This is a genomic window from uncultured Photobacterium sp. (genome assembly GCF_947502415.1).
Taxonomy (GTDB): Bacteria; Pseudomonadota; Gammaproteobacteria; order Enterobacterales; family Vibrionaceae; genus Photobacterium.
Genome location: NZ_CANMZV010000017.1, coordinates 44802 through 65469, shown reverse-complemented (window position 1 = coordinate 65469; position 20668 = coordinate 44802). Strand labels below are relative to the sequence as shown.

Sequence of the window (20668 nt, the reverse complement as noted above, 5' to 3'; positions counted from 1 at the left end):
ACAAGGATGATTACCGTGACTGCCGCTTTTACACCGCTAATTCTCGACAATCTGGTCACTGCGATACTGCTGCTCGACGAAGGGCTGAGTATACGTTACGTCAACCCGGCCGCCGAACAATTGCTGTCGTTCAGCAAACGCCGCCTCAACAATGCCCATTTCCCGGAACTGTTACAGCACTCTTCCCTGGACCTCGGCCTTATCCAGGCAACCTTACAAAGTGGCCAGGGGTTAGCCGACAGCGATGTGACCTTCGTTATCGACGGCAGACACTATACCCTGGAACTCAATGCCAGCCCGCTGTCATGGCAAAAAGAGCTCTTGATCCTGCTTGAACTCAAGCCTATCGACCAGCAGCGCCGGATCAGCCAGGAGCTGAGCCAACACGCCCAGCAACAGGCAGCCAGAGAACTGGTTCGCGGCCTGGCCCATGAAATTAAAAACCCACTCGGCGGATTAAGGGGCGCAGCCCAACTGCTGGAAAAAACCCTGCCGGACCCTAGCTATAAAGAATATACCCAGATGATCATCGAGCAGGCAGACAGGCTTCGTAACCTAGTCGACCGTCTGCTCGGTCCACAGCGCCCCGGCTCGCGCCAGGTTGATAATATTCATGTAGTTTTGGAAAAAGTACGCCAACTGGTTACCCTCGACAGTGGCAGTAATATTCAACTACAGCGCGACTACGACCCCAGCCTGCCTGATTTCACCATGGATCCGGAACAGCTGGAGCAGGCCATTCTGAATATCGTCAGCAATGCCGCTCAAGCACTGCAGCAACATGGCGGTGGCAACATCACCCTGAAAACCCGTACCGCGCACCAGACCCTGATCCACGGCAAGCGATACCGCATCGCCGCCAAGATCGACATCATTGACGATGGCCCGGGGATCCCGGGAGATATACAGGACACCCTGTTCTACCCGATGGTTACAGGGCGGGAAGGAGGCACCGGGCTAGGTCTGTCTATCGCCCAGAACCTGATAGATCAGCACCAAGGGAAAATCGAAGTGATCAGCTGGCCGGGCCATACCAAATTTACTATCTATTTACCGATAAAATGAGATTAAAGATCAGTACCCCTATCACCAAAGGCACGATAACCAGAGAGGACGAGATATGAGCAAAGGACTTATTTGGGTTGTCGACGATGACAGCTCTATTCGCTGGGTACTGGAACGTACCCTCAACGCGGCCGGACTAAAATGTGAAACCTTTGCCAACGCCGACAGTGTCATTGAAGCACTGGAACGCAATGTGCCTGACGTACTGGTCTCGGATATCCGCATGCCGGGAACCGACGGACTGACCCTGCTCAAATCACTGCATCAGGATTATCCGTCACTCCCGGTTATCATAATGACCGCCCACTCGGATCTGGATGCCGCCGTCAACGCCTACCAGGAAGGTGCCTTCGAGTATCTGCCCAAACCTTTTGATATCGATGAAGCTGTCAGCCTGGTCGAACGGGCTGTCACCCACAGTCAGGAACAAAAACGCCAACAGCAGCCCGAGATTACAGAAAAGGATGCACCGGAAATTATCGGCGAGGCTCCGGCGATGCAGGAAGTCTTCCGGGCAATCGGACGCTTATCACGTTCATCGATTTCAGTCCTGATCAACGGCGAATCCGGAACCGGTAAAGAACTGGTTGCTCATGCCCTGCACCGCCACAGCCCACGAAGCCATAAAGAGTTCATCGCCCTTAATATGGCAGCAATCCCCAAAGATCTGATTGAATCAGAGCTATTTGGCCACGAGAAAGGAGCCTTTACCGGAGCTAACAGTGTCCGTCAGGGGCGCTTCGAACAAGCCAATGGCGGAACACTGTTTCTCGACGAAATCGGCGATATGCCTTTAGATATTCAGACCCGCCTGCTACGGGTGCTGGCGGATGGCCAGTTTTACCGAGTCGGCGGCCACTCACCGGTCAATGTCGATGTCAGGATCATTGCTGCCACCCACCAAGACCTGGAACGACTGGTTACCAACGGTGAGTTCCGTGAAGACCTGTTCCACCGCCTCAACGTGATCCGGGTTCACCTGCCAGCGCTTAAAGACCGCCGCCAAGATATCCCGCAGCTGACCAGGCACTTTCTCCAGCGCGCCTCAGATGAACTCGGGGTCGAAGTAAAAACCCTTCACCCTTCAGCCGAGGAGCTCCTGACTGAAGTCAACTGGCCGGGGAATGTCCGTCAACTGGAAAATACCTGTCGTTGGCTGACCGTCATGGCCAGCGGTAATGAAATCCTGCCGTCTGACCTGCCACCTGAATTGCTAACCAACGAAAGTCGGCCCGCAGCCGACAGCAACAATGGTCACTGGCACTACGCGCTCGAACAATGGGCCAGAGATACACTGCAACAAGGTAATCAGAACCTGCTGGGTGAAGCCTTACCGGAGTTTGAAAAAATCCTGCTGGAGACCGCCCTGGAGTACACCCACGGCCACAAACAAGAAGCAGCCCGACTGCTAGGCTGGGGTCGAAACACCCTGACCAGAAAGCTAAAAGAACTCAATCTTTCCGCCGATTAATCAACAACAAAGTCCGGTAGTGCAGCCCAAACGCTAAAACCTTTTTTGGGCTGCCACTCCCCCAAAAGGTTTTTCTATGTCAAATAGCATTGTTAACCCCTTGAATACCTAGAGAATAGTCAATAACTTACTGATAACAACACCCTCCGTGATTGTTTTTTGAGCAAAAGCAATTCCATCCTGGTCAATTTCGAGTAAAATACGCTCACTTTCATACCAACGGAACACAACGTTTAACCTTCGCGGTTAGTATTCCAATGGCTTGAAGCGTGATAACGCAGCGCCCTGCTCTATGCATCCGCTCAAAACACCAACCAAAACACTGTGGGAACACCACCATGCTGGAAAGTATTCTTTCGTTTAGCGTGGCTATGCCTGCTGTTAGTGATGTTGCAGCCAATGGCTCAGGCCATTTCGCCGCAGGCATACTGGCATTAATAGCTACCGTAAACATGTTTAACAGCTAAGCCTGTTATCAAAAAAGCCCTCACGACTTAGGTTTTCGACCTAAGCCATGAGGGCTTTTGTATAACTGAAACGTTTAAAATCAAGTGTAATTAAATCACTCGAGAAAATTGCTGCTGGCGGGCACGATCGCGCAGGTACTTATCAAAGCACATACAAATATTACGGATCAACAGGCGCCCTTTCAGCTCGACATGAATATTGTGCTCATCCACTGTTACCAACTCATCATTAATGAACGTCTGCAACAGCTCAAGATCTTCAGCAAAATACGTTTTAAAATCCAAATCAAAACGCTGCTCAATATCCCGCATATCCAGCTGAAAATTACAGATCAGCGACTTAATTGCTTCACGACGCAGCAAATCATCAGCATCAAGAGATACACCTTTCCATAATGCCTCGCGCTTCTCATCTACGCTGGCATAGTATTTCTTCAGCTCTTTCTGATTCTGGGCATAACAATCACCGATCATCGAAATAGCCGAAACCCCCAGACCAAGCAAATCACAATCTCCCTGGGTGGTATAGCCCTGGAAATTTCGGTGAAGTACACCATTTCGCTGAGCTACCGCTAGCTCATCATCCGGTAATGCGAAATGATCCATACCGATAAACTGATAGCCAGCGCCGGTCAGAGTCGCAATGGTATCTTGCAAAATAGCCAGTTTCTCGTTGGCCGTCGGCAGATCGACATCGTGGATCTTACGCTGCGCGGCAAACAGCTTCGGCATGTGGGCATAGTTAAATACCGACAGTCGACCTGGCTTCATCATCAGTACCTGCTCCAGTGTCTGGGCAAACAACTCACGGTTCTGCTTCGGCAGGCCATAAATCAAATCCAGGTTGGTAGAGCGGAAACCCAACTCTTTCGCCCGCTCAACCATGGCAAAGATAAACGCTTCGTCCTGCTCACGGTTGACCAGCTTCTGCACTTCTTTATTGAAGTCCTGCACCCCGATACTCAGGCGGTTAAAGCCTTCGCTACGAAGGTGATCCAGCATATCCAGCTCAATCTCGCGCGGGTCGACTTCAATACTAATTTCAGCCTCATCAGCAAAATCAAATTGCTCACGCAACAGCCCCATCAGGCGGCTGACCTGTGCCTTGGTCAGGAAGGTTGGCGTACCACCGCCCCAATGCAACTGACTGACCTTGCGCTCACCGAGCAAACTCGCACGCTGGCGAATTTCCTGTTCCAGGGCATCCAGGTACTGATCTGCCTTATGCTGATGGCGAGTGATGATCTTATTGCAACCACAGTAGTAACAAAGCTTATGACAAAATGGGATATGGACATACAGTGAAAGGTTACGCTCAGGGTACTGAGCACATGCCATATCAAATTCCGCCGGCGTAAAAGCTTCATGGAACTCAAGGGCGGTTGGATATGAAGTATAGCGAGGACCAGAATAGTTATACTTTTCTATCAGTGCCTGATCCCAAATAATCTGCTCATGTGACATGACATACTTCCACTAGTCGTCTGGGGAATAAATTGCGAATGCCAAGTGTGCCATAACTTGGTAATGATGTAGAAATTTTTACTTTTTCAGCAAAGCCGAAATGATAGCTGACTCAATGCAAGGGCGGCACTGAGCCAAAGCCCTCATCCACACCGATATCTTCAGTATAGATGAGGAGAATCAAGCACTAAAATAGCCCACTTGATTTATGCCTTGAGTTCCAGAATGGTATCCAGCTCGCGCTTGATGGCATTGAGCAAGCGAGCTTCAGCTTTCATCCGCTGCAAATCAAGTTTCATACGTTCTTTCTTGTGCAACGTCTTGCGCTTATCACCACGCGGCATGTCTTTGACCACATGGTAAAGCTCATTCATTGCCGGATACTGACTCGCAAAATCCACGTGCTTTTCGGCCTGCAAAACTTCCATCAGCTTATAAAGGCGAATGGAAATCTCAGACATATCGCATTGGTCCTGCTTGCCTGCTTCAGCAATAATGAACACGCTATCCATGATGTTGGCATTGCGTTCATTGATTTTCTCGACCTGATGAAGCTTGGCTCGCTCCAGAAAAGTCTTGTGACGAGTATGCTGCTGGTACAGTTTGAACAACAGATACCCGGCATACACCGCCAGCACAGCAATAATCGTACCGGCCAGCCCTAACCAAAGCGTCATATCCTGCAAGGGTTACTCCTTATCGGATGAGGTCTCGAATGACTCACCAAAAGAATCTAAATCCATATTTTCAAACTGATCAAGCAGATCATCATCTGAAGAAACACCAGCAACAGATGCCATTTCCGGTTCGTCTTCGTCCAGCAAACCAAGCTGACTCATTAGCTGCTCGATGCGATCCAGTTTCTGGTCTACCTGCTTCTGCAGGCCAGCACCCAGCTTCTCGCCAGCTTCGATACGATCCAGCAGTACCATCAGCTGTGCATCATTTTCCAGCATCGCCAGTTCTTGCTCTGCGCTCAAACGGCGCTCTTTCTTGGTTACCGGCTTAGTATCGACAATCAGGGCTACCGGCTTTTTGCTACCGTGACGTGGGTCTTTACGCTTAGCTTGCGCGCGTGAATCTTCAACTTGCGCGGCAGAATGACGGCTGCCAGACTTCAGGCCTTTACGCTTTTTATCTTTTTGACGCTTACGCGCTTCCAGATCGTGCTGAGTTGTTGATTTCTGTGTATATGCTGCAGGTCCTTCAGAACCTGGCTTACGACTTCTTTTCTTACGGGTCATTACTGGGTTTTCCTCAGCAAAATTACATCATTTCCAACAAACTCGACTTCCAGGCTATCTCGCTGTGCCAGGTAACGGAAAGTCTCGCGGCTGAAAAAGCTCACATGGGTTGGGTCGTTCTTATAATGCCATTGCACAAAGGCATCGATATCAGTGGCTAACTTAGTCATCAAACCCAGCCATCCACCGGGTTTCACCATACCGATCAACTGCCCCCATTCCTTCGCAGGCGTATAAAAATGTTCGATCGCTTCAGTACAGGTGACAAAGTCATACTGCCGTTCCAAGGCCTCAGGCTTATGGGCAAAATACGGATCATAGATCGCCATATTATACCCCATCTCCTCCAGCATCACCGAAAGAGTCGGGCCCGGTCCGCAGCCAAAATCCAGACCGCTAAGCGGCGATGCACCAAGGCGCTCAGCCAACGGGGTTGCCAAACGACCGAGAAAACTGCGGTAACCCAGATCTTCCGGATTATTTTCATGCTGATCATAAACAGCTTTTTCATCTTCCGGAGGCAACAACGCATCAGGTTCGGCAAAAATCAATGCGCAGTCCAAGCAGCGAAAATACGCGCGACGCTTATCCTGGTGGAACGTACCGGCCGACTGGCTATGACATAGCGGGCAGGTTTGCATGACTTTCTGACTCCTCTATCCAGCCGGCAATTCATTACACCGCAGGCTGGCTCAAAATGAAGCCGGGTATCATAGCAGATTCGATGGAGAAATGTGCACTTTTGCACCACAGAGAAGGTGGCCTACAGGCCAAAAAGAAAAAAGCGACAGGTATACACCTGTCGCTCTGTGGGTCGCCATTGCTGGCTTATATCCTGTCTAGTCTGTCCTTAACCAGTATTCAAACATCCCAGTTAGACAACAATCCTTTTGTTTTTAGTGCTTTCCCTGCCAACGTTTATTGTTTTTCATCATCCTGATGAATTTTCACCGTCCTTGCGACAACATCCTGTTGCTGCGATTAATCCCTAACCGGCTTTTCCATAAAGCGTGTTACCCGTCCCGGTAACCCATTTCACCATCCCTGTGGATACACTCTCCATCGTGCACCGAGTCTTCTTCCGAAGTCTTTTCCGTAAGCGTCTTCCTGACGAATCCTACGCATCTTGCGAACTTCCCGGCCTCCCTGGCCAGACGTCCTGTGAATTCTTTTGGCTCCTTCCTATGCCTTCAATGGCGCTTTCCTATCCTTTGTCGCTTTCCCTGCTGACCCCGCCAACTCTACGCTGATTCAGGCTATATACAATATTGTTTAGTTATGCTGATTTTATGAAACAATCTCCACCTATATATAAATCACTGTTCTATAAGCAATTAACAACAGCATCCCACCACCCTTTCATCATCATCGCCCGCATCGAATGGCCGATCTCTTACAAGCTGGTCAGCTTTTCTCTCCGTCATCGACAATTTTGTTATTAACTTGCAGGGCAAAACGGCCTCAGTGTCTGACTTTTTTTGCTCCAGGTACAAAAAAGGCAGCCATAGCTGCCTTTTTCATTTGAGCAAATCATTAATGGATTTTCATAAACTCACACAATTAATGCAAACCACCCACATACTGGGATAGAGCACTAATTTCGTCATCAGTCAGCTTAGCGGCTACCGAGCGCATCATCGCATTGAGATCATTACTTCGCTGACCGGCACGGAACTTATCCAGCTGCAGCTTCACATATTCTGCATTCTGACCAGAAATTTTCGGGAAACCAGAGAGGCTGGTTCCGTTACCACGCGGACCGTGACAGGCAGTACAGGCTGCGATACCGCGCTCAGCATCCCCAAACCGATACAAACTCTGACCTATTTCAATGGAAGATTCCGGAGTGGTGTTATCAGAAATCGGCAAGCTGGCATAGTAAGCAGCAAGATCCGCCATATCCTGTTCAGTCAGCGGCATTGCCATCCCCCCCATCACCGGATCATTACGGCCCTGCTTGCCGCCAGTAGTCATTGCCTGCTTGAAATCTTTCAGCTGTTTTTCAAGATAACCGGGATGCTGACCAGCGATTTTCGGGTATTGCGCCATAATGCTGTTACCGTCTGCGCCATGGCAGGCTGCACAGGTTGCGGCTTTTGCTTTTCCAGCTTCTGCATCTCCTTGGGCCCAGGTTGAGCAACTGGCAAGAAGAGTTAATATCAGTGCTAATTTCTTCATGACATTCCGTTTATAATTATTGAGCTTCCAGTACCACAAGTAATGCTTAGTTACATGGTATACAATGCGACCACAAACCAAGCTCGATTTTCTTATATTTTACACATTTTCACAAAAAAGTAATCAGTCGACTACATGAAGACTTGACGGAGTTAACAGTGAATCAACCTCTCAACTATAGAAACACAAGATTCATCACAAGTGCACCGGATATCCGCCACTTGCCAAACGACACCGGCGTTGAGATCGCATTTGCTGGCCGCTCCAACGCAGGGAAGTCCAGTGCCCTGAACCGTATTACCGATCAGAAAAGCCTGGCACGAACCTCAAAAACACCGGGTCGTACCCAGCTGATTAACATGTTTGAAGTTGTTAACGGTTGTAACGTAATTGACCTGCCGGGCTACGGCTTTGCCCAAGTTCCGCTAGAAATGAAGCTTAAATGGCAGAAATCATTGGGTGAGTACCTACAGAAGCGAGAATGTCTACAAGGCCTTGTCGTGCTGATGGATATCCGCCACCCGATGAAAGATCTTGACCAGCAAATGGTCAGCTGGGCCGTTGAAAGTCGCTTGCCGGTGCTGGTACTACTAACCAAAGCCGACAAGCTAAAAAGCGGTGCCCGCAAACAGCAACTCATGAAAGTGCGTGAAACGTCACTAGCCTTTGGCGGTGATGTCCAAGTCGAAGTCTTCTCATCACTGAAAGGGATTGGTGTCGACCAGGTTCGCCGCAAGCTGGATAGCTGGTTTGCTCCGGAGCTGAAACGTCAGCAAGCACTGCTGGAAAGCGATGATGAGTTGCTAGAGCAACACTCTGGTGACGATGCGGAATAACCGCTGAGATGCAGAAAATATGGCTCTATGGACAGGGCCATAAAAATTCCCCACCTTCCAGGTGGGGCAACGGGAGAGAAATAGGAGGTTTTTATTTTAGTCTAGAAAGGATCAATGATTTCCCAGACCAACGCAAGTTTTTTATACCGCTTTTGTTTGTTTTTTCATCACCAGTTTCAGCTCCCTGCCCGCTTTTATCACCACAAAACATCGGCTTTTAGTGCTTTGGCCACAAAATCGCATCCAATTGTTTTCCCATGCAAAATAAGTTCTAACCGATGTTCGCTTTTAGCGTGATTATTGAAATTTAATTACAGCGATGAGATTTGGCAGATGAAAAAAAAGCCACCCCAAACCGGGAGTGGCTATTTCATGGATTTGTTGGCTAGCCGGCTTGAGAACCCGCTACCAATAACAAATATGAACAAGAAGCATGAATAATTATACCCATCTCATAATAACAATTAAAGTAATTACTCTAAACGAACAACAAAGGGTGACCCAGACTACAAATTGCAGGCCTTATTGCGGGGGATAAGATAAAAATGTCCCAATTAGCCCAAAGAGAAACCAGTTGCATTTCTATCGCCAATGTGAGCAGACATACAGGTCAAAGCAGCAAAAATAACGAAGGAAATAAAAAGAAAATGGAGCAAGGAGAGATTTTTTAGCGCTGAAATAAAAAACGCCCTGGTCAATCGACCAGGGCGGCTGAATCAGCCAAATCCAATAACGTGAAACAAAAGGTCTGAAAGATAGAACATCTTACCTCTGTACCCTACGCCGATAACTGTATATCAAATGCACAGTTTTGAAAAGACATTTTTGTAGTTTTTTTTCATTTTCTCGTAACTCAATTATACAAACAGTAATTTTACTAGTATTTATTTCTCATAAAAAAATAGCCAGCACGAGGCTGGCTATTGATTGAAACTCTGTATTTACCAAAGGCTTTGGAGGATTAGTGAGCCTGGTCCCAATTATCACCAGTACCTGCATCAGCAATCAAAGGCACATCCAATTCAGCCGCCGATTCCATCAAACGGCGAACTTCCGCAGACACACTCTCAAGCTCGGATTCCTGTACTTCAAAAACAAGTTCGTCATGAACTTGCATAAGTAGGCGAACGCGTCCTGGTTCCTGCTGCTCAACCCACTGATCAACCATTACCATTGCGCGCTTAATGATGTCAGCAGCCGTCCCCTGCATAGGCGCATTGATCGCAGCTCGTTCCGCAGCCTTGCGGCGCATACCATTACGTGACTTGATATCCGGCAGGTACAAACGGCGACCATATAACGTTTCCACATAACCCTGTTCGCTGGCAGCCGTTCGGGTACTCTCCATGTATTCCAGTACACCCGGATAACGCTCAAAGTAGACATTCATATAGTCCTGAGCCTCATTGCGTCCCATATCCAGCTGCTTGGCCAAGCCAAAGGCACTCATACCATAAATCAAACCGAAGTTGATCGCTTTCGCGCGGCGGCGCTGTTCATTGGTTACAGATTCAATCGGCAGACCAAGGATTTCAGCAGCAGTCGCGGCATGGATATCCTTACCATGCTTAAACGCATCCAGCAGGGCCTTGTCCCCAGAAAGGTGAGCCATGATCCGCAGCTCAATCTGCGAGTAGTCGACAGCCAATACCTTATAACCCGTCGGGGCGATGAAGGCCTGACGAATACGGCGGCCTTCTTCATTACGAACAGGGATATTCTGCAGGTTCGGATCACTTGATGACAAACGACCGGTCGCTGTCACAGCCTGGTGGTAAGAAGTATGTACACGCCCTGTCGCCGGGTTCACCATCTTCGGCAGCTTGTCGGTATAGGTAGACTTTAGCTTCGCCAGGCTACGGTATTCCAGGATCAGCTTCGGCAGCGGGTAGTCCAGTGCCAGCTCCTGCAAGACTTCTTCATTAGTCGACGGCGCCCCTGACGGTGTTTTCTTCAGTATTGGCAGTTCCATCTTTTCAAACAGGATGGCCTGAAGCTGCTTCGGCGAGCTCAGGTTAAACTCCTCACCGGCAATCTCAAAAGCTTTCTTCTCCAGCTCAGCAAGACGAACAGCAAGTTCCGCTGACTGAGAACTCAACTGCATGCTATCGATCAATACCCCGGTACGCTCCATGCGAGAGAGCACTGGTACCAATGGCATCTCAATATCTTCAAAGACCGATTTCAGCTTCTCGTCTGCATTCACCTTCTCAATCAACTGATTGTGCAGACGCAGGGTAATATCAGCATCTTCAGCCGCATAAGGGCCCGCCTGCTCCAGGTCAATTTGGTTGAAAGTCAGCTGCTTTTTACCCTTACCGGCAATCTCTTCAAAGCTGATAGTCTTGTGTTCCAGATAACGCAGCGCCAGGCTATCCATATCATGACGGCCGACCACGCTGTTGAACACATACGATTCAAGCATGGTGTCATACTTAATACCCTGCATCGTAATATCGTAACGAGCCAGGATGCTGGCATCGAATTTCAGATTCTGACCAACCTTGTCCTGTGTAGGGTCTTCCAGCAGCGGTTTAAGCTGAGCCAGCACCCAATCACGCTCCAGCTGGGCCGGGGCATCCAAATAGTCATGGGCAACAGGGACATAAGCCGCCTTACCTTCCTCAACAGCAAACGACACCCCAATCAGGTTCGCCGTCATATAATCAAGGCCATCCGTTTCGGTATCAAAGGCAATAACATCAGCGGCTTTCAGCTTCTCCAACCAAGCATTGAATGAAGCTTCATCCAATACTGTTTCATAACCGCTACGGTCAATCACTGGTGCTACCGGCTTTTTCTCAACCGCCACAGATGCAGCCTTCTCATCAGCAACAATCTTACCGTCGCTACCATCAAGCATTTCAGTCAGCCAACGGCGGAATTGCAGTTTACCGAACAGCTTAGTCAGCTCATCGGTATCCGGCTCGCCCTTGCGCAACTGATCCGGAGTTACATCCAGCTCGACATCAAGCTTAATGGTTGCCAGCTCGTAAGAAAGGTATGCAGCGTCTTTGTGCTCTTCTAGCTTCTTAGGCATGGTTTTCGAACCGCGGAACCCCAATGGCGGAATCGAATCAAGATCGGCATATAAAGCATCCAAACCACCGATACCCGTCAACAACGCCTTGGCCGTTTTCTCACCGACACCCGGTACGCCCGGAATGTTATCGACCTTATCGCCCATCAGAGCCAAGTAATCGATGATCAGCTCAGGGCCGATACCGAACTTATCAACAACCCCGGCAGGATCCATCACCACATCAGTCATGGTGTTGATCAGCGTGATATTCTTATCTACCAGCTGAGCCATATCTTTATCACCGGTACTGATCAGCACAGGCATACCCGCTTTCGACGCTTGGGTTGCCAAGGTACCAATCACATCATCCGCCTCTACCCCGGAAATCGAGATCAATGGCAGCCCCATCGCCTTGATCACCGCATGCAACGGTTCGATCTGGCCACGAAGATCATCCGGCATCGGCGGGCGGTGCGCCTTATATTCCGGGTATATCTCATCTCGGAAGGTTTTGCCTTTAGCATCAAAGATCACCGCAATATGCTCGGTCGCATACTGGCGCAACATACTGCGCAGCATATTAACCACACCGTATACGGCCCCCGTCGGCTCACCGTCGGAATTGGTAAAGTTTGGCGCAGCATGATAGGCGCGGTAGAGGTAGGATGATCCGTCAATCAGGATAAGTGGATTTTCTGGGATAGTTGCCATAAAGATATTCTTATATCCAGGGGATGAAAGAGTTAAGGCACTAGGATGCCATGACAACCGGCAACTGTTAACTGATGTTTTCCACTAACAAGCCAATATCTGTGGATAACTTTGTTAGTATTTAAAATCAAGCAGTTGATCAAAATTCATAAAAAACAATCAATTTCCAATCAAAGCCATACCAATCAATAACTTAAGATTAGGTGCAAAAATGGATCCTCGATCCTAAAATGATCATTAATTGTGGAAAAAGTTAACAGACCGATCTGAAATAAGCTGTAATGAAGGTGAAATTAGACATTTCTGACCATAAAGGAAGCCAATATGAAGAAGATTGCGGTTATTTTGAGCGGCTCGGGAGTTTTTGACGGAACAGAAATTCACGAAGCGGTTCTCGCCCTCCACGCCATTGAGCAGGAAGGGGCGAGCTGGCACTGTTTTGCCCCGAATATCCCCCAGCATCATGTCATCAACCATCTGACTGGCGAGGAAATGGATGAGCAACGCAATGTACTGATTGAAGCGGCCCGCATCGCCCGTGGTAACATCGAGCCTATCGAAAACCTCAAAGCGGCAAACTTTGATGGCCTGTTACTACCTGGTGGCTTCGGCGCGGCCAAAAACCTGTCTGACTTTGCCTTCGCTGGCGCAGGCTGTGAAATTAACCCGGAAGTAAAAAGAGCCTGCCAGGAGTTTGCGAAAGAAGATAAGCCAGCAGGCTTTCTGTGTATCGCCCCTACCCTGATCCCAGCTATCTATGGCCCAGGTGCGAAGGGAACCATCGGCTATGATGCAGATACAGCCATCGCGTTTAACAGAATGGGGGGTGAGCATATTAACTGCCCTGTCGATGACTATGTGCTGGATCAGAAACGCCGGATCTTAACCACCCCGGCCTACATGCTGGCAAGTAGCATTTCAGAAGCGGCAAGCGGGATCAGCAAGCTGGTGAAAGAATTAGTAAAGCTGGCGTAATAGATATTTACAAATGGCAGATAAAGAAAAAGCGGCGCTACTTTGGGGAGCGCCGCTCAGCAGAATTGGTGTTCGTTTTCAGCCCTACACTAAAAACACAGACCATAGCTGAAGTACACTGGAAGCAATGTGAGCAATGTCGTGCCTTCAAACAAGGGAGCCGTTTTGCTTTCCTCCCTCGCCGAGTGCCAGTTAATAATAACCATTCTCACTTAGAAGGCAAGTATTTTATTGCGAATAATTGTCATTTAATTGCCAGCGACTTCACAAAATGCAACCGATAGTCCTCAATTCCGTCTTTTTTCTCCATATGTTCAATCTGATAGCCATTCCTTAGCAACAAACGAAGCATAGCCGGAAAACGATTCCGAGATTTCACCCGCAATTCTTCATAGTCCAGCTCCGCAGCCCACCCCTCTTGTGCCTCAAGCAGTGCCTGTGCCACGCCATTACATCGACCTTCAGGAGCAACACCGCCCAGCCAACTATAAAAACATGTTTCCGAAAGACGGTAACCAATCTTAACTCCCACTAACAGACCTTCTTTTTCTGCCACCAGGATCAACGGCTGTCGGCCTTTCAACCTCAGTTCTAAGCCTACTGCATCAGCCGGATTGGCAAATTCCTGAATGCGAGTCAACACAGTCACAGCCTCAGCGACACTTGCCTGACGTATTTTCATCACTCTCCTCCCTGTTCCTGTCAGCATAAAAAAGCCGGCTCAATGCCGGCTTCTCTGGGTAATACCAAACCATATAATAATCAGGGGCAGATCATTGTTCAGTGGGTCTAAGCCCCTGTTGAGTCTCAAGTTGAGGATTGATGGTCGTCAGGCGCTTGATCAGGTAGTTCAGCAGAACCCCATACATCGGCACAAACAAGCCAAGGCTAATGATCAATTTAAAGCTGTAATCCACCAGCGCAATTTCCACCCAGTTTTCTGCCATAAAAGGATCCGGACTCTGGTAAAAGGCAATTGCAAAAAAAGCGATGGTATCGAGCGCATTACCGAAAAGGGTCGAACAACTCGGCGCCACCCACCACTGCTTGGTCTGACGCAGATGGTTAAACACCGAAACATCCATGATCTGGCCAAGCAAATAAGCCATAAAACTGGCAGCCGCGATCCGGGCAACAAATAAGTTAAACTCACCCAGGTGTGACCAACCTTGATAATCCCCCTGGTAGAACAGCACTGACAGCACATAGGAGATCCCCAGAGCAGGCAACATCACCCGTAAGATAATTTTACGGGCCATACCAGCACCAAAAATCCGAACGGTCAGATCCGTTGCCAGAAAAATAAACGGGAAAGTAAACGCGCCCCAGGTAGTATGAAAGCCAAAGATGGTAAACGGTAGTTGCACCAGATAATTGCTCGAGGCAATGATCAGCAGGTGAAAGACAACCAGAAACGAAAGGGCCTTGCGCTGTTGCGCTAATGAAAATTGAGATGCAGTCATGATAAGACCTTTTTGTCATTGGGGGAGAGGGAACCCAAAACACTGCCGCCAGGCTCTCACACCAGACAGCAGCAACCGAAGCGGCGATTATACATTAACCACTTACGTTGCCTAGCCCCAAAAAGATCTGTTCAAGAAAGCAACCGATTACAGCCAGCCTGCCGTTATTTTAACCCGAGATCAAATCCGTTTTCCCAGCAACCGGGCCAAGAATGTCAGCGTTTCATGCCCATCAGGCGACAACCATTCCAGCCACAGGACTGACGCATAGTGCTCGCCTTTAAGCATCAGCCGGCAACCTTCGAAATCAATCAGCCAGACATGCAGATCTGCATTCACTTCCTGTTCGAACACCTTGGCACCAATTATCCCAACCAGCTGTTTGGCGACCGCAGGAAAGCTGTCGAAATCAAAATCAGGACCATCAATGACCAGCAAGCCTTGCTCCAGGTCGAGATCCCGGCAAGTAAAAACAGAGGAAGAAATTAAAATGTCCGGCATTACCTGCTCCTTTTATCCACGCAATCAGCCAACCACATCCTAAGCGGGCGAGTTTCCTGTAACCAATTGTTTCTATGAGTATCAAGCAATAAAGAAGCTATAGCCAGCCACGCGCTCTTCATGGTCTCATTGGCCCTGTTGTCCGGCTGCGAGAAAACGCATCCGTCCTTTCCCTTCTTCCGGACAGCAGGTGAAACAAACATTCTCACCAAATACGCAAGCTGTTTTGTAGCGAACTAGACATACTCAGTATGTTTCTTTAACGCATTTCAACCGGACTCAGGCAGTCCGTTTTTTTTTATTCGTCAATGCCCGCCATTAAGTGATCTTCAATCACAGTCAGGAACACATTCCCATATTTTTCCAGCTTACGGTGGCCAACGCCGTTCACTGCCAGCAGCTCTCCCGCTGAAGTCGGCAACATTTCCGCCATTTCCATCAAACTGGCATCGTTAAACACCACGTAAGGCGGCAGTTCTTCCTCATCAGCAATCGCCTTGCGGAGCTTACGCAACTTGGCAAACAACTTCTTGTCATAATGCCGGTTGGCCAGTTTGTCATTCTTGGCACTGCGGGCTGCAATATCTAATCGCGGAACCGCCAATTCCAGCTCCACTTCGGCACGCAGCACACCGCGAGCCTTCTCGGTCAGCTGCAACGTTGAACTGCGGACAATATTCTGAGTCAGGTAGCCGCGATGAACCAGCTGACGCAAGATACTCACCCAGAACTCATGATTATGCTCACGGCCGATCCCGTAGGTGCTCAATTTATCATGGCCATGCTCACGGATACGTTGGTTCTGCATACCACGCAGAACATCAACAACGTGGTTGATACCAAAACACTGATTCACCCGATAGACACAAGAGAGAGCCATTTGCGCCACTTCAACAGCTGAAAAACGCTTCGGCGGATCAAGGCAAATATCACAGTTGCCGCACGGCTCCTCACGGTACTCCCCGAAGTAATTGAGCAATACTTGACGGCGACAAGTCTGAGCTTCGGCAAATGCGCCCATAGCATTAAGCTTATGGCTCTCCACCAGTTTCTGCGGCCCCTCTTCTTTCTCATCAAGGCAGCGGCGTAACCAGGCCAAATCCGACGGGTCATAAAACATCACCGCCTCAGCGGGCAGGCCATCACGCCCGGCCCGGCCAGTCTCCTGATAGTAAGATTCAATATTACGGGGAATATCGTAATGCACCACAAAACGGACATTGGGCTTGTTGATCCCCATTCCGAAAGCCACCGTCGCCACTACGATATGAATATCATCCCGCTGAAAACCTTCCTGTACCCGGGTTCGCTCATCGTACTCCAGACCGGCATGGTAGGCCGCTGCCCGGATCCCGCTATCACAAAGTTTTTCAGTAATTTGTTCAACCCGCTTACGGCTGTTGCAATAAACAATCCCGCACTGACCCCGTACCCCACCAAGGTACTTGATCAGCTGGGACATCGGCTTGTACTTTTCCTGCAAGGTATAACGGATATTCGGCCGGTCGAAGCTGCCAAGGTAAATATGCGGCTCCGTCAGGCTCAGGCGAGAAAGGATATCCTGGCGGGTCGTTTCGTCTGCCGTTGCCGTCAGAGCCATGATCGGCAGCTGGGCAAAATGCTGCTTCAGGGTACCCAACGCAGCATACTCCGGACGAAAATCATGCCCCCACTGTGAAATACAGTGCGCCTCATCCACCGCCACCAGACTCAGCGGCATATCACGCAAACGGTCAAGGAAATCGCGAGTCATGACCCGCTCCGGTGAAACATAAACCAGCTTCACGTCACCATCCAGCATCGCGCGGTAAGTATCCTGCATCGCATCGCGGGACATCGTCGAATTAAGGCAAGCCGCCGCCACGCCATTGGCATTAAGCTGGTCAACCTGATCTTTCATCAAGGATATCAAGGGAGAAACTACCAGCGTCAGCCCGTCACGCATCAGGGCCGGGATCTGGTAGCACAGCGACTTTCCGCCGCCGGTCGGCATGATCACTAGGCAGTCACGGCCTTCGGCTACCGCCTCAATCACCTCTTGCTGGCCGGTACGAAATGTCTGGTAACCAAACACATCCTGCAAAATTTGCTCACTGGCCGGGAGGGAGACGGACTGACAAACGGCGACGCTGCTAGATGACATAAATCGACTCTTTCATTAATGAGCTAGGTATTCTATACCAATCAGATCAGTGATGGGAGCATCCCTCCCTTCACAGCCATCCGATAACCTCAATAACACCACATCCATCATGCAACCCAGTCGATCATCGCAGGTGACAGCGCTATCGAACGCGTTTTATACTGACTTTGCATATTCTTATGAAAAAACATGCAATTCATATCCGACGCATCCCCATCAGCATAAGTCGTTGCTGATGGGTATTAACAACAAGAGATTCAATGAACGAGCAAAGCCAAGAAACCCAGCGCGGAGTTATCCTTGCCCTATCCGCCTATACTATGTGGGGCATTGCCCCGATTTATTTCAAGACACTCCAGGCCGTGAGCCCGCTGGAAATTCTCAGCCACCGGGTGATCTGGTCATTCTTCTTTATCGCCGCCATCATCTGGGTCAGCAAAAGCTGGGGCAAAGTCCGTGCCGTACTGCGCCAGCCGAAAACCCTCCTGCTCCTGGTTGCGACTTCACTGCTGGTCGGCGGTAACTGGCTGATCTTCATCTGGGCAGTCAACAATAACTACATGCTAGATGCTAGCCTGGGCTATTACATTAACCCACTGCTCAACGTGATGCTGGGGATGATCTTTCTGGGCGAACGACTACGCCCGCTGCAATGGTTCGCCGTGGCACTGGCCGCTTGCGGGGTTGGTGTTCAGCTGATCCAGTTCGGTTCTCTTCCGTGGATTGCCCTGGCGCTGGCAACCAGCTTCGGCTTTTATGGCTTGATGCGCAAAAAAATCCGCCTCGATGCTCAAACCGGCCTGTTCATGGAGACTTGCCTGCTGCTACCGATGGCGGCTTGCTATGTTCTGTTGATTGCCGACAGCCCGACGTCTGACTGGAGTGTCAACCCGATGAGCACCAACCTGCTGCTCATGGCCGCCGGTATTGTCACCACCGTCCCTCTGCTGTGTTTTACCGGGGCAGCCACCAAGCTCAAACTCTCTACCCTCGGTTTTTTCCAGTACATTGGCCCGAGCCTGATGTTTCTGCTGGCCGTCACCGTCTACGGCGAAAGTTTTACACTCGACAAAGGCTACACTTTTGCCTTTATCTGGGGAGCTCTGCTGCTCTTTAGCTTCGACGGTATCAAAGGGCACCGCCACGCCAGGAAACTGGCTTGCACCAGCTGACCTTGTGGCCTAGGAAGCAAAAGTAAATTCTTGATTGCGGCCACAAAAAACAGCGCCATAATTAGACAGCCCTGATTTCCGCTCTTACGCTTTGTTAGCCCTAGTTGCATAAGAGGAACAGCCATGGAGCGGAAAATATCCCAGCTGGTAATGGCACTACTGGCCACCTCCCTGTTTATCTCTCCGGTGATCAGCAAGGAAAGCCATCAAGAAGCCCGCAAGCAGACCGCCGATGACATAGCCCCTGAGGCGGCAACCGGAATTGGCTCGCAAACGCTGGTCCGCGGGAAAGAGTGGATGGTAGCCGCCGCCAATCCGTATGCCAGTGAGGCAGGCGCAACCATATTGCGCCAGGGAGGAAATGCCATTGATGCCATGGTCGCGATCCAGTTGGTGCTCGGGCTGACCGAGCCGCAATCATCTGGTATCGGCGGCGGGGCATTTCTCGTCTATTGGGACGCCGAAAATGACAAACTTACCACCTTCGACGGCCGGGAAACCGCACCTTTCGCTGCAACACCACGCCTGTTCCAAGATAAAAAGGGTCAACCGCTGGCCTTTTTCGATGCTGTTGTCGGCGGCCGCTCTGTCGGTACGCCCGGTACCGTTAAGCTGATGTGGCGCACTCACCAACGCTACGGAAAACTGCCATGGCGCGATCTATTCACTCCGGCCATCCGGCTTGCCAAACAAGGATTTATCGTCAGCCCGCGATTGGCAGCACTCATTGCGGAGGATCAGGAAAACCTACAACGCTGGAAAGCAACCGCTGCTTATTTCTTCAATGATGACGGCAGTCCGCTCCGGGCAGGACAAAGCCTGACTAACCCGACCTACGCCGACACCCTAACTCAGATTGCCGAGCACGGTGCCAGCGCGTTTTACCACGGTGATATAGCCAAAGATATCGTCAATACAGTACGCAACGCCGAAGGGAACCCCGGTGTGCTCAGCGCTATGGATCTGGCAACCTACCAAATCAAAGAACGGGAGCCTGTCTGTGCCCCCTACCGCCAGTTCGAAATCTGCGGCATGGGACCGCCAAGCTCAGGAGCGCTGACCTTAGGTCAGATCATGGGGATACTCAGCCACTTCCCAATCGGCAAAATGGGCCACGACAATATCAACAGCTGGCGCCTGCTCGGTGATGCCTCGCGCCTGGCCTTCGCCGATCGCAGCCATTACATGGCTGACAGTGATTATGTTCCGATGCCTACTGCCGGCCTACTGGCTGCCAGCTACCTCGAGCATCGGGCAGCCCTGCTCAAAAAAGACAAGGCTCTGACCAGTGTCGAACCAGGACAGCCGATCTGGTCCCATGCGATGAACTACGCTGCTGATGAATCACTGGAGCTACCATCCACCAGCCACTTTTCAATTGTCGACCGGGACCGCAATGTCGTTTCCCTCACCACCACGATTGAGAACGGCTTCGGCTCTCGCCTGATGGTCCGCGGCTTCTTGCTCAACAACGAACTGACCGACTTCTCGTTCCGCACCCACATTGACGGGCGTCCCATAGCCAACCGCCTCGAACCGGGTAAACGTCCGCGCTCATCCATGGCCCCGACGATCGTCATGCGCGATAACAGCCCTTATCTGGCTATCGGCTCGCCGGGGGGCAGCCACATCATCGGCTACGTAGCCAAAACCTTAATCGGCCACCTTGACTGGAACCTCGACCTGCAGCAGGCAATCAACCTGCCCAACATGAATAACCGCTTCGGGGCTTTCGAGCTGGAAAAAGGCACTGCTGCCGAACAGTGGGCACTGAAACTTGAGCAGATTGGCTTCGAGGTCAAAGTCAAAGATCTCAACTCTGGGATCCAGGCCATCAAAATTGACGGCAGACAACTCACAGGGGCTGCCGATCAGCGCCGGGAAGGCAAAGTTATAGCCCAGTAAGTCAGGTCACTACACCAACGCACGGCGACCAATACCAAAAAGCCCGCCATG

The 20668-nt window shown here is 50.2% G+C and carries 17 protein-coding genes; 6 read left to right on the top strand and 11 right to left on the bottom strand.

The window, feature by feature from the left end; translation table 11 throughout:
• Positions 1-15 precede the first annotated feature (15 nt).
• Positions 16-1065 carry a nitrogen regulation protein NR(II) gene (gene glnL, locus Q0852_RS16995; protein WP_299019944.1) on the top strand — a complete coding sequence of 350 codons (1050 nt, stop codon included), beginning with the start codon at positions 16-18 and terminating at the stop codon, positions 1063-1065.
• A 55-nt stretch (positions 1066-1120) separates the two neighbouring features.
• Positions 1121-2536: a nitrogen regulation protein NR(I) gene (glnG, locus tag Q0852_RS16990; RefSeq protein ID WP_299019942.1), complete on the top strand. Its 1416-nt coding sequence runs from the start codon at positions 1121-1123 to the stop codon at positions 2534-2536.
• Positions 2537-2747: 211 nt separating this feature from the next.
• Here glnG and Q0852_RS16985 read toward each other — a convergent pair whose 3' ends face one another.
• The 6 genes from Q0852_RS16985 to Q0852_RS16960 all read right to left on the bottom strand — a co-directional run bounded on the left by Q0852_RS16985 (position 2748) and on the right by Q0852_RS16960 (position 7889).
• The gene (locus tag Q0852_RS16985; RefSeq protein WP_299019940.1) at positions 2748-2990 is read right to left on the bottom strand and encodes a hypothetical protein; all 243 of its coding nucleotides are present in this window, start codon (positions 2988-2990) and stop codon (positions 2748-2750) included.
• Positions 2991-3093: 103 nt separating this feature from the next.
• Complete coding sequence (gene hemN, locus Q0852_RS16980; RefSeq protein ID WP_299019938.1) at positions 3094-4467, bottom strand: oxygen-independent coproporphyrinogen III oxidase; 1374 nt, start codon at positions 4465-4467, stop codon at positions 3094-3096.
• Between the two features lie 206 nt (positions 4468-4673).
• Positions 4674-5144, bottom strand: a complete 471-nt coding sequence (locus tag Q0852_RS16975; protein WP_299019989.1) for a DUF2489 domain-containing protein — start codon at positions 5142-5144, stop codon at positions 4674-4676.
• Positions 5145-5156: 12 nt separating this feature from the next.
• Positions 5157-5711 carry a Der GTPase-activating protein YihI gene (yihI, locus tag Q0852_RS16970; RefSeq protein ID WP_299019936.1) on the bottom strand — a complete coding sequence of 185 codons (555 nt, stop codon included), beginning with the start codon at positions 5709-5711 and terminating at the stop codon, positions 5157-5159.
• Positions 5711-6352: a class I SAM-dependent methyltransferase gene (locus Q0852_RS16965; protein ID WP_299019935.1), complete on the bottom strand. Its 642-nt coding sequence runs from the start codon at positions 6350-6352 to the stop codon at positions 5711-5713. Before Q0852_RS16965 ends, yihI begins: the two co-directional genes overlap by 1 nt.
• Positions 6353-7271: 919 nt before the next feature.
• Positions 7272-7889, bottom strand: coding sequence for a c-type cytochrome (locus tag Q0852_RS16960; RefSeq protein ID WP_299019934.1), 618 nt, complete (start codon positions 7887-7889; stop codon positions 7272-7274).
• A gap of 158 nt (positions 7890-8047) precedes the next feature.
• Here Q0852_RS16960 and yihA point away from each other — a divergent pair, with 158 nt between their 5' ends.
• The gene (yihA, locus tag Q0852_RS16955; RefSeq protein ID WP_299019933.1) at positions 8048-8725 is read left to right on the top strand and encodes a ribosome biogenesis GTP-binding protein YihA/YsxC; all 678 of its coding nucleotides are present in this window, start codon (positions 8048-8050) and stop codon (positions 8723-8725) included.
• A 961-nt stretch (positions 8726-9686) separates the two neighbouring features.
• Here the strand turns inward: yihA and polA are convergent.
• A complete protein-coding gene (polA, locus tag Q0852_RS16950; protein ID WP_299019931.1) occupies positions 9687-12458 on the bottom strand; it encodes a DNA polymerase I in 2772 nt (923 codons plus the stop codon).
• 324 nt (positions 12459-12782) lie between these two features.
• On the opposite strand from polA, the gene elbB reads away from it, so the two are divergent.
• The gene (gene elbB, locus Q0852_RS16945) at positions 12783-13433 is read left to right on the top strand and encodes an isoprenoid biosynthesis glyoxalase ElbB (RefSeq protein WP_299019929.1); all 651 of its coding nucleotides are present in this window, start codon (positions 12783-12785) and stop codon (positions 13431-13433) included.
• Positions 13434-13677: 244 nt separating this feature from the next.
• Here elbB and Q0852_RS16940 read toward each other — a convergent pair whose 3' ends face one another.
• The 4 genes from Q0852_RS16940 to recQ form a co-directional block, all read right to left on the bottom strand.
• Positions 13678-14115: a GNAT family N-acetyltransferase gene (locus Q0852_RS16940; RefSeq protein ID WP_299019928.1), complete on the bottom strand. Its 438-nt coding sequence runs from the start codon at positions 14113-14115 to the stop codon at positions 13678-13680.
• 91 nt (positions 14116-14206) lie between these two features.
• Positions 14207-14896 (bottom strand): 7-cyano-7-deazaguanine/7-aminomethyl-7-deazaguanine transporter, encoded by a 690-nt coding sequence (locus Q0852_RS16935; protein WP_299019926.1) that lies wholly within the window; start codon positions 14894-14896, stop codon positions 14207-14209.
• Positions 14897-15076: 180 nt separating this feature from the next.
• Positions 15077-15397 carry a DUF3630 family protein gene (locus Q0852_RS16930; protein ID WP_299019924.1) on the bottom strand — a complete coding sequence of 107 codons (321 nt, stop codon included), beginning with the start codon at positions 15395-15397 and terminating at the stop codon, positions 15077-15079.
• Between the two features lie 298 nt (positions 15398-15695).
• Positions 15696-17540: an ATP-dependent DNA helicase RecQ gene (gene recQ / locus Q0852_RS16925; protein ID WP_299019923.1), complete on the bottom strand. Its 1845-nt coding sequence runs from the start codon at positions 17538-17540 to the stop codon at positions 15696-15698.
• A 260-nt stretch (positions 17541-17800) separates the two neighbouring features.
• On the opposite strand from recQ, the gene rarD reads away from it, so the two are divergent.
• Positions 17801-18712, top strand: coding sequence for an EamA family transporter RarD (gene rarD, locus Q0852_RS16920; protein WP_299019921.1), 912 nt, complete (start codon positions 17801-17803; stop codon positions 18710-18712).
• 123 nt (positions 18713-18835) lie between these two features.
• Positions 18836-20617 carry a gamma-glutamyltransferase gene (gene ggt, locus Q0852_RS16915; RefSeq protein ID WP_299019919.1) on the top strand — a complete coding sequence of 594 codons (1782 nt, stop codon included), beginning with the start codon at positions 18836-18838 and terminating at the stop codon, positions 20615-20617.
• Positions 20618-20668 lie beyond the last annotated feature (51 nt).